Source organism: Arthrobacter gandavensis, assembly GCF_039528575.1.
Lineage (GTDB): Bacteria > Actinomycetota > Actinomycetes > Actinomycetales > Micrococcaceae > Arthrobacter_B > Arthrobacter_B citreus_B.
In genome coordinates, this window is record NZ_BAAALV010000003.1 from 1 (window position 1) to 13,377 (window position 13,377).

Annotated in this window: 14 protein-coding genes; 11 read left to right on the forward strand and 3 right to left on the reverse strand. The window is 66.1% G+C overall.

The features are described 5' to 3' along the window. Positions 1-393: 393 nt before the first annotated feature. Positions 394-1,581 (reverse strand): hypothetical protein, encoded by a 1,188-nt coding sequence (locus ABFX29_RS10290; protein ID WP_152229233.1) that lies wholly within the window; start codon positions 1,579-1,581, stop codon positions 394-396. A 6-nt stretch (positions 1,582-1,587) separates the two neighbouring features. Here ABFX29_RS10290 and ABFX29_RS10295 point away from each other — a divergent pair, with 6 nt between their 5' ends. The 10 genes from ABFX29_RS10295 to ABFX29_RS10340 are packed head-to-tail and all read left to right on the forward strand — an operon-like array spanning position 1,588 to position 11,277. Continuing rightward, positions 1,588-2,403: a tetratricopeptide repeat protein gene (locus ABFX29_RS10295; RefSeq protein ID WP_152229232.1), complete on the forward strand. Its 816-nt coding sequence runs from the start codon at positions 1,588-1,590 to the stop codon at positions 2,401-2,403. Then, positions 2,396-3,391: an HAD-IIA family hydrolase gene (locus tag ABFX29_RS10300; protein WP_152229231.1), complete on the forward strand. Its 996-nt coding sequence runs from the start codon at positions 2,396-2,398 to the stop codon at positions 3,389-3,391. The genes ABFX29_RS10295 and ABFX29_RS10300 overlap by 8 nt, the downstream gene beginning before the upstream one ends. Positions 3,392-3,400: 9 nt before the next feature. Beyond that, positions 3,401-3,667: a hypothetical protein gene (locus ABFX29_RS10305; RefSeq protein WP_152229230.1), complete on the forward strand. Its 267-nt coding sequence runs from the start codon at positions 3,401-3,403 to the stop codon at positions 3,665-3,667. Between the two features lies 1 nt (position 3,668). Beyond that, positions 3,669-4,541: a TlyA family RNA methyltransferase gene (locus ABFX29_RS10310; RefSeq protein ID WP_152229229.1), complete on the forward strand. Its 873-nt coding sequence runs from the start codon at positions 3,669-3,671 to the stop codon at positions 4,539-4,541. 24 nt (positions 4,542-4,565) lie between these two features. Next, positions 4,566-5,510 carry an NAD kinase gene (locus tag ABFX29_RS10315; RefSeq protein ID WP_152229228.1) on the forward strand — a complete coding sequence of 315 codons (945 nt, stop codon included), beginning with the start codon at positions 4,566-4,568 and terminating at the stop codon, positions 5,508-5,510. Next, the gene (gene recN / locus ABFX29_RS10320) at positions 5,507-7,231 is read left to right on the forward strand and encodes a DNA repair protein RecN (RefSeq protein ID WP_152229227.1); all 1,725 of its coding nucleotides are present in this window, start codon (positions 5,507-5,509) and stop codon (positions 7,229-7,231) included. The genes ABFX29_RS10315 and recN overlap by 4 nt, the downstream gene beginning before the upstream one ends. A gap of 18 nt (positions 7,232-7,249) precedes the next feature. After that, positions 7,250-8,944 carry a CTP synthase gene (gene pyrG, locus ABFX29_RS10325; RefSeq protein ID WP_152229226.1) on the forward strand — a complete coding sequence of 565 codons (1,695 nt, stop codon included), beginning with the start codon at positions 7,250-7,252 and terminating at the stop codon, positions 8,942-8,944. A gap of 4 nt (positions 8,945-8,948) precedes the next feature. Then, a complete protein-coding gene (locus tag ABFX29_RS10330; RefSeq protein WP_152229225.1) occupies positions 8,949-9,617 on the forward strand; it encodes an NUDIX domain-containing protein in 669 nt (222 codons plus the stop codon). A gap of 8 nt (positions 9,618-9,625) precedes the next feature. Further along, on the forward strand, positions 9,626-10,774 hold the full coding sequence (gene xerD, locus ABFX29_RS10335; protein ID WP_152229224.1) for a site-specific tyrosine recombinase XerD: 1,149 nt from the start codon (positions 9,626-9,628) through the stop codon (positions 10,772-10,774). 35 nt (positions 10,775-10,809) lie between these two features. Then, positions 10,810-11,277 carry an 8-oxo-dGTP diphosphatase gene (locus ABFX29_RS10340; RefSeq protein ID WP_338079154.1) on the forward strand — a complete coding sequence of 156 codons (468 nt, stop codon included), beginning with the start codon at positions 10,810-10,812 and terminating at the stop codon, positions 11,275-11,277. A gap of 33 nt (positions 11,278-11,310) precedes the next feature. Here ABFX29_RS10340 and ABFX29_RS10345 read toward each other — a convergent pair whose 3' ends face one another. Then, positions 11,311-11,787 carry a DUF4188 domain-containing protein gene (locus tag ABFX29_RS10345; protein WP_152229222.1) on the reverse strand — a complete coding sequence of 159 codons (477 nt, stop codon included), beginning with the start codon at positions 11,785-11,787 and terminating at the stop codon, positions 11,311-11,313. Between the two features lie 76 nt (positions 11,788-11,863). Between ABFX29_RS10345 and ABFX29_RS10350 the strand changes: the two genes are divergently transcribed. After that, positions 11,864-12,520, forward strand: coding sequence for a MerR family transcriptional regulator (locus ABFX29_RS10350; protein ID WP_152229221.1), 657 nt, complete (start codon positions 11,864-11,866; stop codon positions 12,518-12,520). A gap of 61 nt (positions 12,521-12,581) precedes the next feature. On the opposite strand, the gene ABFX29_RS10355 is transcribed toward ABFX29_RS10350, so the two are convergent. Continuing rightward, positions 12,582-13,377: citrate/2-methylcitrate synthase (locus ABFX29_RS10355; protein ID WP_346038488.1), on the reverse strand; the 796-nt coding region annotated here is incomplete at its 5' end.

Genomic DNA, 13,377 nt, shown 5'->3' on the forward strand with positions numbered 1-13,377 from the left:
AACTGCTTTAACACCACCCCCACCACCGGGCCCGCACACATGTGCGGGCCCTTCCCCGTTTAACACCCCTTAGGGCTGGTCCAGCCCGGGCCGGGCCTTCCCACCGCCTGTGACACGGGACCACACCGGGGAACACCCGTTACGGCGGCTGGGAACCTCGACAGGCATAGAGTCAGCACACGTGGGCACTCCTTCAGGGAATACCGCCCTGGAAGTGGTGAGGTTCACGACGCTTACCCGGCCAGAGTGAGCTCCGCGGATCGGGGAGGCCGCTCTCTGCCTTAGAATTGATAAGGACCCCGTGCGGTCCCCATGACTTTCGCAGGCAAGGTCCTGCCAATTACCTACACATACATAGTGACGAGCGACTGCAGTTAAATTCCGTTGGTCGGCTCACGACGAGAGGAACTCAGCATGTCCGAGCAGAACAACCGGGAAGATCGCGACAGCCAGGGACGGCCCCGCGCGAACGATCGCAAGCCCCCGCAGCGCAAGTCCTACAACGACAGGCAGTCTTCCGCCGGTCGTCCCGCTCGTGATGGTGAGCGGAAGCCCTTCAACAAGGAGGGCGGCGCTCGTAAGCCGTTTGCTGGCCGTGATGGTGAGCGGAAGCCGTTCAACAATGAGCGTGGGGATCGTAAGCCGTGGGGTGATCGTCCGGCTCGTGATGGTGAGCGGAAGCCGTTCAACAATGAGCGTGGGGATCGTAAGCCGTGGGGTGATCGTCCGGCTCGTGATGGTGAGCGTAAGCCGTTTAACAGTGAGCGTGGGGATCGTAAGCCGTGGGGTGATCGTCCGGCTCGTGATGGTGAGCGTAAGCCGTTTAACAGTGAGCGTGGGGATCGTAAGCCTTTTGCCGGCCGTGATGAGCGTAAACCGTTTGGTGATCGTCCTGCCCGTGACGGTGAGCGTCGTTCCTTCAATGCTGACCGTGGTGAGCGTAAGCCGTTCAACAATGATCGTGGTGAGCGTAAGCCGTTCAACAGTGATCGTGGGGATCGTAAGCCTTTTGCCGGCCGTGATGAGCGTAAACCGTTTGGTGATCGTCCTGCCCGTGACGGTGAGCGTCGTTCCTTCAATGCTGACCGTGGCGAGCGTAAGCCGTTCAACAAGGACTCCCGCGACCGGAAGCCCTTTGGTGATCGTCCTGCCCGTGACGGGGATCGTAAGCCGTTCAACAGTGAGCGTGGGGATCGTAAACCGTTTGGCGACCGTCCTGCCCGTGATGGGGAACGTCGTTCCTTCAATGCTGACCGTGGTGAGCGTAAGCCGTTCAACAAGGACTCCCGCGACCGGAAGCCCTTCGGCGACCGTCCCGCCCGTGACGGTGAGCGTAAGCCATTCCGCAAGGACTCCGACCGTCCGCAGCGGAGCTCCGACCGTCCGCAGCGCCACAGCACCGAAGAAGCACCTGTCACCGAGCGTAAGCACAATGCCCGCGACCTGCGCAGCGCCAACCGTGCCGGCCGCGAACGCTCTCCGGAAATCGATGACGATGTCACGGGCCAGGAGCTGGACAAGGTCACCCGTGCGCAGCTGCGCAACCTCGAAGAGGTCAACGGTGAGTGGGTTTCGAAGCACCTGGTCATGGCCGGGCGCCTGATCGATACCGATCCCGAGCTTGCCTTCCAGCACGCCCTCGCAGCCAGCCGCCGCGGCGGCCGCCTTGCAGCAGTGCGCGAAGCAGTGGCGCTGACCGCCTACGCTGCCGGAGAGTTCGGTGATGCCCTCCGCGAATTCCGCACCCACCGCCGAATCAGTGGATCCAACGAATACCTGGCCATGATGGCGGACTGCGAACGCGGTCTGGGCCGCCCGGACCGGGCACTGGACCTGGTCCGTTCCGACGAAGCGGCCGAGCTGGACAACGCAGGCAAGGTGGACGTTGCGATTGTTGCCTCCGGTGCCCGCATGGACATGGAGCAGTACGACGCCGCGGTCAGCGCACTCGAGATTCCGCAGCTGGACAAGAACCGTGCGTTCTCCTACAGCCCGCGGCTCTTCCGCGCCTACGCCGACGCCCTTGAGCTGGCCGGCCGCGGCAACGAGGCAGAGCCGTGGCGCCGCCAGGCACTGCTGGCCGAAAGCGTGCTGGGAATTGGCGAGTTCGCCGAGCCGGAAATCATGGACCTCGGAGAGGACGATGAACCGGCAGGCAAGCCCCGCTTCCGCCGCGACAGTGATAACGCAGGCCACGACGGTACAGAGACGGCCGACGACCGCTCCGGCAACTACGCCGAGCGTGCCGAAACCGAAGCGGACCCTGCCGACGTTGACGCCGAAGACGAAGATGCCCTCCCCAGCGATGAACGGGAATCCCTCCTGGGAGTTGAGGAAGCCGAAGAAACCGATTCCGACAGCGAGGACGACGACGCCCGCCAGAGTGCGGACAGCAATGACTGAGCCGCTGCTGGGCAGGTTCGATGCGGTCTTCGCGGACCTGGACGGAGTTGTTTACGCTGGTCCACATGCCATTCCCGGGGCGCCGGAGGCGCTGCAGGGACTGGAGGCTGCCGGCGTAAAGCTGGCATACATCACCAATAATGCCTCGCGTTCCTCGGCCACGGTCGCTGAGCACCTGCGTGAACTTGGGGCACCGGCTACTGCGGAGAACGTTTTCGGCTCCGCGCAGGCCGGGGCGGAGCTGCTGGCCGGCCTGGTGCCGGCCGGCAGTACGGTGCTGGTCACCGGAAGTGCAACGCTGACGGAACAGGTGCGTGCCCAGGGCCTGGTGCCCGTCACCTCGGCAGAGGATCGCCCGGCAGCGGTGATTCAGGGCTTCGATCCGGCGCTCGGCTGGAAAGACCTTGCCGAGGCAGCCTTTGCCGTTGCCGCTGGAGCGGTCTGGGTCGCCACGAACACGGACCTGTCCATCCCGCAGGCACGCGGCATCGCCCCGGGCAACGGCACGCTGGTCGCTGCCGTGGCAGCCGCCACCAAGCAGCGTCCTGTGGTAGCCGGCAAGCCGGAAGCCCCGCTGTTTACGACGGCGGCACGCCACTTGGGCGTGAACCGCCCGCTGGTCGTCGGTGACCGGCTGGACACCGACATCCTGGGCGGCACCAACGCCGGCTACTTGACTGCCCTGGTACTCACCGGCGTGGACAGCCCTGCTTCCGCGCTGGCCGCTCGGACACAGGAACGCCCTGACTTCCTGATCCCATCGCTGGCTGCCCTCTACGAGCCGTATCCGCCTGTTGAATCCGTCGAAGGTGGATTCCGCTGCGGTACAGCCACAGCACGGGTCGCCGGGGGAGAGGTGCTCGTCGAGGCGCCCGAAGGGGACCTGGACGGGTGGCGTGCTGCGTGCGCAGCCTGGTGGGAAGAACATCCGCAGGCTGCGCAGGCGACGAACCCGCAGGTCCGCTGGACTGTCAGTGCCGGACGCTAGGCTGTGCCCGTGGAAGAAAGTGCAGAGACCCATGGGGGTACCCCGAATCCGGAGCTGACCGGGGACCGGGCCGTTGACGCGGTGCTGTCCGGACTGTCGGCCGTCGCGGAAGCCCCTGTTGGCGAACATGCAGCCCTCTACACGGGACTGCATGATGGCCTGCTCGCTGCCCTCAACGAGGAAACGGGGCTGGCCGCGGGCCCTCCTCCGGGCGTGGGGTCCATGTCCGGACCGGCGTCCGCACGGGCACCGCATCCTGGACGGGGGTCTGCCTAGGATGGCGCGGCTCGACCAGGAACTGGTGGCCCGCGGTCTGGCACGTTCGCGCACCCATGCTGCCAAGCTCATCGCGGCTGGCCGCGTACAGCGGGGTCAGACCGTGCTCACCAAAGCGTCGGCATCCATCCAGCCGGATGAGCCGCTTAGCGTTGCCGACGACGGCGGACCCGACTACGTCAGCCGTGCAGGGCACAAACTCGCGGGCGCGCTGGCCGCATTCCCCGACATCGATCCCACGGGCATGCGCTGCCTGGACGCCGGGGCCTCGACCGGAGGCTTTACCGATGTGCTGCTGCGCGCCGGTGCCGCCGAAGTCGCGGCGGTGGACGTAGGGCACGGCCAGCTGGTGGACTCACTGCGCGCTGATCCCCGAGTCCGGGTCTTCGAAGGCATGAACGTCCGCTACTTCACGCCGTTGGACATTGGCGGCACCGTGGACCTCACCGTTGCCGACCTGAGCTTCATCTCCCTGACCATGGTCATAGCGCCGCTGGCGGCTGCCACCCGGCCGGGAGGCAGCCTGCTGCTCATGGCGAAACCCCAGTTCGAGGTGGGCAGGGAGCTGTTGAACCGAACCGGCGTGGTCACCGATCCGGCACGCCACCGCCTCGCCGTGGAGCGGGTGGCCGGCTCGGCGCTGGAGGCAGGTCTGGAAATTAGCGGAATCGCCCGCAGTCCTTTGCCCGGGCAGAACGGGAATGTGGAATTCTTTATGTGGATGACGGTGCCTGAGGGGACTCCCCGCAACGCTGCAGAGCGGGCGGCAGCGGCATCCGTACTGGTCAATGGGGTCTTTGGTGGACCGGCCGCGTTTGCGGAGGCGCCGCAGGGCGTAGAAGACTGGCGGGACGGCAACACACTTGCTCCGTAACGGGGCAGAACAGGACTGGACAAGATGAGCAGACGGATACTGGTGCTCGCGCACACCGGCCGGAAGGCCGCCATGGCTGCGGCCCAGGAAGTCTGCACCCAGCTGCACGCCGCCGGCCTGGTGCCGGTGATGCGGCGCAAGGACCTTGAGGACATCCAGGCCGAATACGGACAGCTCACCGTCCCCACCGAGATCCTGGGCGAAGACGTCCAGCTCAGCGATGTTGACCTGGGAATGGTTTTGGGCGGCGACGGCACAATCCTCCGCGCTGCGGAACTGGTGCGTGACACCGAAGTCCCGCTGCTCGGAGTGAATCTGGGGCACGTCGGTTTCCTGGCCGAAAGCGAACGCGAAGACCTGGAAAAGACCGTGGGCTGGGTCGTGGACCGCGCCTACACGGTGGAAGAACGCCTCACCATCGATGTGAAGGTCTGGCTGGACAGCACCCTGCTCGCCCACACCTGGGCACTGAACGAAGCTGCCGTGGAGAAGGCCGACCGCCAGCGCATGCTCGAGGTGGTCATGGAAGTGGACGGACGCCCAATATCATCCTTCGGCTGCGACGGCGTGGTGATGGCCACCCCCACCGGCTCCACCGCGTACGCCTTCTCCGCCGGGGGACCGGTGGTCTGGCCTGAGGTGGAGGCGCTGCTGATTACTCCGATCAGTGCCCATGCCGTGTTCTCCAGGCCCCTGGTGGTGGCCCCGGATTCAATCCTGGCCGTGGAGATCCTGACCCGGAATGCCGCCAACGGACTGCTCTGGTGCGACGGCAGGCGCAGCCTCGACCTGCCCCCGGGATCCCGGGTGGAAGTGACCCGGTCCACGGTGCCCGTCCGGCTCGCCCGAACCCACCAGACGCCGTTCTCCGAGCGGCTGGTCCGCAAGTTCCAGCTGCCCACCCAGGGCTGGCGCGGGCCCGCAAACCATCCTGCCGATACAGCCGAGAGCGGAGGAGTGCTCCCGTGATCGAAGAAATCCGCATCCGGGACCTGGGCGTCATTACTGATGCGACGCTGACGCTGGGTTCCGGTTTCACCGTGGTCACCGGCGAGACCGGCGCAGGCAAGACCATGGTCATCACTGCCCTCGGGCTGCTCCTGGGCGCCCGCTCCGACGCCGGAGCGGTTCGCACGGGCGCCAAGTCTGCGCTGGCTGAAGCCGTTGTGCGGCTCTCGCCGGACAGCCCCGCCGCCGCGCGCGCTGCGGACGCCGGGGCGGAGCTGGAAGAGTACGACGGCGGCACTGAGCTCCTGGTGGCCCGCACCGTCAACGCCGACGGCCGCAGCCGCGCACACCTGGGCGGACGATCCGCACCGGTGGGTGTGCTGGCCGAGGTGGGCAGTCACCTGGTGGCCGTCCACGGACAGACAGACCAGCTGCGGCTCAAGAGCACCGCCGCTCAGCGCGAAGCCCTGGACAAGTACGCCGGGGAGTCCCTGTCCGGTGCCATGACCGCTTACCGGCAGGGCTATGACCGGTGGCGGGCTGCGGCAGCGGAGCTGACTGAGCTGCGCCAGACGGCCCGGGAACGCCTGCGGGAGGCCGAATACCTTGCAGCCTCCCTGGAGGAGATCGACGCCGTCGCCCCTGAACCGGCCGAGGACGAGAACCTGAAGACCGAGGCCATGCGCCTGGGCAACATCGAAGAACTGCGGACCGCGTCGGTTGGGGCGCACTCGGCGCTGGTCGCCGGGGACTTCTCCGACGGATCTGACGCCACCTCGCTGGTCGACGCCGCCAAGCGCCAGCTGGAGCTGGCCGGTGAACATGACCCGGCACTGGCTGCCGCAGCGGGCAGGCTGGCCGAGGTGGGCTACATCCTGGCGGACATCGCCGCTGAACTCTCCAGCTACAGCGCCTCACTGGACTCCGACGGCCCCGGCCGGCTCGCCGAGGTGGAAGCCCGGCGAGCGGAGCTGGCGACCCTGGTGCGGAAATACGCGCCTAGCATCGACGAGGTGCTGGAATGGGCCGAGACCAGCCGGGCACGCCTGGCCGATCTGGGAGACGACGGCAACCGCATCGAATCCCTGGAAGCCGAACTGGCCGAGCTTGAGGCCAGGCTCCGTGACGAGGCAGCAGGCCTGACCAAGCTCCGTACTGACGCCGCAGCGGAGCTCGGACAACGTGTGAGCGCGGAACTTACGGCGCTGGCAATGCCGGACGCCAAGCTGGTCATCACCGTGGAGCCCACCGGCGAGCTGGGCCCGTACGGCGCCGACGCCGTCGAATTCCTGCTCGCACCGCATCCAGGAGCTCCTCCCCGCCCGCTGGGCAAGGGAGCCTCCGGCGGTGAGCTTTCGCGGGTCATGCTCGCGATCGAAGTGGTGCTTGCCGAAGTTGACCCCGTACCCACCTTCGTCTTTGACGAAGTGGATGCCGGAGTCGGCGGCAAGGCGGCAATCGAAATCGGCCGCCGGCTGGCGATGCTCGCCCGGCACGTCCAGGTGATTGTTGTCACCCACCTGCCCCAGGTGGCGGCCTTCGCGGGCCACCATATCCGCGTGATTAAAACCTCTTCCTCCGCAGGCGACGGGACCGGCGTAACTGCCAGCGACGTCGTCGTGCTGGACCGCGAGGCCCGGATCAGGGAACTGGCCCGGATGCTCGCGGGCCATGAGGACTCGGAGTCGGCCCGTGCCCACGCCGAGGAACTGCTGGCGACGGCGGCCGTCCCCGGTGAGTAATACCCCAACCAACAAAAGGTGATAGGCTCGAATTCCGTGGTGCAGCGATCAAATTCCAGGTTTCCCAAGTCGTCTTCTACGACCAAACACATCTTCGTCACCGGCGGTGTGGCTTCTTCCCTCGGTAAGGGTCTGACGGCTTCCAGCCTCGGTCACCTGCTTCGGGCACGCGGCCTCTCGGTGACCATGCAGAAGCTCGATCCCTACTTGAATGTGGATCCGGGCACAATGAATCCCTTCCAGCACGGCGAAGTCTTCGTGACCGATGACGGCGCCGAGACCGACCTTGACATCGGACACTACGAGCGCTTCCTCGATGAGAGCCTCGACGGGTCCGCCAACGTGACCACCGGCCAGGTGTACTCCACCGTGATTGCCAAGGAGCGCCGCGGCGAATACCTCGGTGACACCGTTCAGGTCATCCCGCACATCACCGACGAGATCAAGCGCCGGATGCGCCTGCCCTCCGAGGCGAAGAAGTCCCCGGATGTCATCATCACGGAAATCGGCGGCACGGTCGGCGACATCGAGTCCCAGCCGTTCCTTGAGGCGGCCCGCCAGGTCCGCCAGGACGTTGGCCGTAACAACGTCTTCTTCCTGCACGTTTCGCTGGTTCCGTACATCGGTCCGTCCCAGGAACTGAAGACCAAGCCGACCCAGCACTCGGTGGCAGCCCTGCGCTCCATCGGCATCCAGCCGGACGCCATTGTGATCCGCTCCGACCGCCCCGTGCCGGACTCCATGCGGGACAAGATTGGCCGCATGTGCGACGTCGATGTTGATGCCGTCATTGGCTGCCCGGACGCTCCGAGCATCTACGACATCCCCAAGACCCTGCACTCCCAGAACCTGGACGCGTACATCGTCCAGCACCTGGGATTGAAGTTCAAGGATGTCGACTGGACCAAGTGGGACCGCCTGCTTGAGGCCGTCCACAATCCCAAGCATCACCTCGAGGTGGCCCTGGTCGGCAAATACATCGACCTGCCGGACGCCTACCTCTCCGTGACCGAGGCCCTGCGTGCCGGTGGTTTCGCCAACAACACCAAGGTCAAGATCCGCTGGGTCCCCTCCGACGACTGCGCTACCGAAGAAGGTGCCCGCAAGGCACTGGACGGCGTGGACGCGATCTGCGTTCCCGGCGGGTTCGGCATCCGCGGACTTGAAGGCAAGCTCGGTGCGCTGAAGTTTGCCCGCGAGAACAAGATGCCGACCCTGGGCCTGTGCCTTGGACTGCAGAGCATGGTCATCGAGTACGCCCGCAACGTGGTTGGCCTCAAAGGCGCCTCGTCGAGCGAATTCGAACCGGACACCAAGTACCCGGTTATCGCGACCATGGCCGAGCAGAAGGACATCGTGGCAGGCCAGGGCGACATGGGCGGCACCATGCGCCTGGGTCTCTGGGACGCCAAGCTGGACGAAGGTTCGGTTGTGGCCAAGACGTACGGCAAGACCGCCGTCGCCGAACGCCACCGCCACCGCTACGAAGTCAACAACGCCTACCGCGCGCAGATCGCCGAAGCCGGCCTGGTCTTCTCCGGTACGTCCCCGGACGGCCAGCTCGTTGAGTTCGTTGAACTCCCCGAGGACGTTCACCCGTACTACGTTTCCACCCAGGCGCACCCGGAACTGAGCTCGCGGCCCACCCGCCCTCACCCGCTGTTCGCCGGCCTGATCAAGGCTGCCCTGGCCCACCAGGGCGCGGAGGCGTAAGGCAATGAGCGAGGACCGGGGGTTCGCCGACGAACAGAGTCCGCGACGGCTGCTGGAATCATCCGTAGCCTACAGCGGTCCCATTTGGGACGTGGTGAGTGAAAAGTTCACCCTGACTGACGACGGCGAGCCCCTGGTCCGCGACTTCATCCGGCACCCCGGTGCCGTGGCCATCCTGGCCATGAATGAACAGGGCCAGATCCTGCTCATCAACCAGTACCGGCATCCGGTACGCATGACGCTGTGGGAAATCCCGGCCGGTCTCCTGGACGTCGAAGGCGAGGACTACCTCACCGCCGCCGTCCGTGAGCTGGCTGAGGAAGCGGACCTGGTCGCTGAGGACTGGAATGTCCTGACCGATCTGTTCCTTTCCCCCGGTTCCTCGAGGGAAGAGCTGCGCATCTACCTTGCCCGGGGCCTGCACGAGGTTCCTGAGGCAGACCGGCACGAACGCTTCCATGAGGAAGCCGAAATCAAAATGCTGTGGGTGGACCTCGACGACGCCGTTAAGGCCGTCCTCGAGGGACGGGTGCACAGCCCCTCGGCCGCAGCGGCAGTGCTTGCGGCTGCTGCGGCGCGCAGCACGGGCTACGCCGGCCTGCGTCCGGGGGACGCACCGTGGCCGGAGCACCACTCAGAGCATCACGCCTGGCCCAACGGTTCCGTCCGCTAGGGGAACCAATGCCGTCAAACGTTCCCCCATCCAGCGCCGGAACGGACGGCGCTCCCGCCGTTGCCCGGCACAATGACACCATTGAGCTGGACCTTTCCGCCCAGCTGAACCCCACCCTTATCCTTGACCGCGCAGAACTCTCGGCCCACGCGCAGGCTGAATCGTCGAAAGCATCCGCACCGGCCGCGCGCAGTTCCCGGTCCGCGGAAGAGGAGCTGCGCTCCACCGCCGTCGGCCGTGCCATCGGGGCCTATCTGCAGCACATGGCTGTGGAGCGGGGGCTGGCGCGCAATACAGTGGACGCCTACCGCCGCGACCTTCTGCGTTACGCACGCTTCCTCACCGCCAACGGGCGGACCGCCGTAACTGACATCACCCGGCACGATGTCACCGCGTTTGCCCGGTCCATCGCAGAAGGGTCGGACGGCGCCTCCGCCCTGAGCGTGCGCTCTGCTGCCCGGACCATCGTCGCTGTGCGCGGCCTGCACAAGTTCTGGGCGCTGGAAGGGCTGACGGAGCAGGATCCTGCAGCAGACGTGCATCCCCCCCTGCCGGGTAAACGCCTGCCCAAGGCCATCAGCGTGGACGAGGTAACCCGGATCCTGGAAGCCATTCCACTCGATACCCCCACCGGCCTGCGCGACCGGGCACTGCTCGAGTTCCTGTACTCAACCGGTGCGCGCATCAGCGAGGCCGTGGGGCTGGACATCGATGACCTCTCCCTTGAACGCATCCCGGCCAACGGGCCCGACGTCGTTCGGCTTTTTGGCAAAGGATCCAAGGAGCGCCTCGTGCCGCTGGGCTCCTATGCTGCGCGGGCGCTGGATGAGTACCTGGTGCGGGGCCGGCCCGGAGCAGCGGCCAAAGGCAAAGGCACCCCAGCCCTGTTCCTCAACGCGCGGGGCGGACGGCTCAGCAGGCAGAGCGCGTGGACGATCCTGAAGACGGCCGCCGAAAGGGCGAAGATCAACAGGGACGTTTCCCCGCACACCCTGAGGCATTCTTTCGCCACGCACCTGCTTGAAGGCGGCGCCGACGTACGCGTAGTCCAGGAGCTGCTCGGACATGCCTCCGTTACCACCACCCAGGTATACACGCTGGTCACCGCTGACACGCTGCGTGAGGTTTATGCCGCGGCCCATCCGCGGGCGCTGTGAACCCGGCAGCGCGGGCGACGCGCGCCACTGAGGTGGTGCTGTGTTTCCTCATGCGTGAATCCCGCGACGGGGTGCAGGAAGTGCTGCTGGGCCTGAAAAAGACCGGCTTCGGCGTCGGCCGTATTGTTACTCTCGGCGGGCACGTAGAGCCGGGGGAGACCCCCGAACAGGCCGCCGTCCGGGAGGTCTTCGAGGAATCCGGGGTCACGGTGGCGGAAGCGGATCTTGAACCTGCCGGGACTATCGAGTTCGTCTTTCCTGCGAGGCCCGAATGGGATATGTCCACCGTCGTCTACCGCAGCTGGAACTGGCTGGGGGAGCCCGCACCGTCGTCGGAAATCGACCCTGCCTGGTACGCGGCGGACTCGGTTCCCTACCCGCAGATGTGGGAGGACTCCGCACATTGGCTGCCGAGGGTGCTCGACGGCGACTACTTCGCTGCCGTCATCACGCTGGCACCCGACAACGAGTGCGTGGCCAGCGTGGTGTTCTCCTCGCCCTGAGGTGCCCTTGCCGGACGCGCGCGCCGTGGGCGGCTAATTCCTCGCCGCGGCCAGCCGGTCCGCTGCCCGGCTGCCGTCTGGCGCAGGCTGGTTGGCGGTCGCCTTGGCCAGGCCTGACACCGGCATCCCGACGTACAGTGATTCGGCCCGGTCCACCGGAAAGGTCTCATGCCAGATCCCGACCGCTCCCGGGGCCTTTCGGGCCCGGCGGTTAAAGGCTGCCCAGGCCGGCCGGTGTTCTGCGTCCGGCTGGCTGGCGTACGCGTAGAGCTCTTCGGTGCTCTTCCAGTACTGCACCACCAGGGGGCCGCCGGCTCCGAAGGTCAATCGGTAACCCAGCAGGCCGGAGCCGGGGTCCGACGATAGTTCCCTCAGCATCCGCGGCATGGCGGCAAAGGCCGGCAACCAGAGGTCCGGGCGCCAGGGGCGGTTGATCCGCATGCCAATGAGGAACACCACCAGCGGGCCGGTGTGCCGGTGGGTTGAGCGGTGGCTGAGAATTTGAGCCATGACGGCCCCTCCTAGGTATTGGATAGTGCTGCTATCCAAGCTAGAGAGTTAGACTATCCAGCACAAGGGGGTACGGATGCGAATCTCAGAACTTTCAGCAGCCACGGACGTTCCCGTGGCGACCATCAAGTACTACATCCGGGCGGGACTGCTGCCCGAAGGACGCCCCACAGCGCCCCGGCAGGCGGATTACTCGGAGACCCACGCCGCCCGGCTCCGGCTGGTTCGTGCCCTGCTGGGTCCGGGCGGCCTGTCCGTTGCCAAGGCCGCAGCCGTACTGGCGCAGCTTGATGACCCGCCTGCATCCGCCCATGACTTCCTCGGAGCAACCCACCATGCACTGGGGTCAGCGCAGCCGGATCAGGAATCGCACCCGCGCGCCGATGCCGTGCTGGCTGAGCTGGGCTGGGAGGTCGATCCAGCAGACCACGAAGCCCGGTTCCGGCTTGAACGGGCCCTCACCGGCCTGGAGGATGCCGGTTTTGCGATGACTCCAGAGCTGCTGAGAACCTACGCGGCAGCGATGCACGGCGTTGCTGCCCGCGAAGTCCAGTCAGTGCCGCTGGATTCGCCGGCGGAGGCACTGCGGTACGTGGTGCTGGGCACTGTGCTGATTGAACCTGTCCTGCTGGCCCTGCGCCGTCTGGCGCAGCAGGACGTCTCCGGCAGGATCTTTTCCCGGGTAGGTTCCCCCGAAACGGCCCCGGCAGACCCGGGGCACAAAACTCCCTAGACACACGCGAATGCCCGCTGCAGGAGGATCCTGCAGCGGGCATTCGCGTGTGGAAAGTGCTTTAGGCCAGGTGGCGCTCGTCCGGGCCGTTGTACTCACTCAACGGGCGGATCAGAGAGTTGGCTTCCAGCTGTTCCATGATGTGCGCGGTCCACCCGGTGATCCGCGCGGCGACGAACAAGGGCGTGAACGTTGGGGTGTCAAAGCCCATCAGGTGGTAGGCAGGGCCGGCCGGGTAGTCCAGGTTCGGCAGGATGTTCTTCCGCTCAGCCATGGCAGTTTCCAGCGCCGTGTAGAGCTCGCCGAGGTCCGGGCGGTCGTAGTGCTTGATCATGGTGTCCAGGGCTGCCTTCATGGTCGGAACCCGTGAATCGCCGTTCTTGTAGACCCGGTGGCCGAAACCCATGATCTTCTTCTTCTCGGTCAGCGCCTCATCCAGCCACGCCGCGGCGTAGGCGGCAGCTTCGGCTTCCTCCGTGCTGGCCGCGGTGATCTCCTCGAACGTGTGCATGACTGCCTCATTGGCGCCGCCGTGCAACGGGCCCTTGAGCGCACCGATGGCTCCGGCGACCGCGGAGTGCAGATCTGCCAGTGTGGAGGTGATGACCCGGGCGGTGAAGGTGGAAGCGTTGAAGGAGTGCTCCGCGTAAAGGATCATCGAGACGTTGAAGGCGTCAACAACCTCCGGCGCTGCTTCCTCCCCAAAGGTCATCCACAGGAAATTGGCCGAATAGCCCAGGTCATCCCGCGGTTCCACGAGCTCCTCGCCGCGCCGGCGTCGCTGGTCGTAGGCAACCACGGCAGGCATGGCTGCGAAGAGGCTGATGGACTTGGCGAGGTTGGCCTCCGCACTGGAG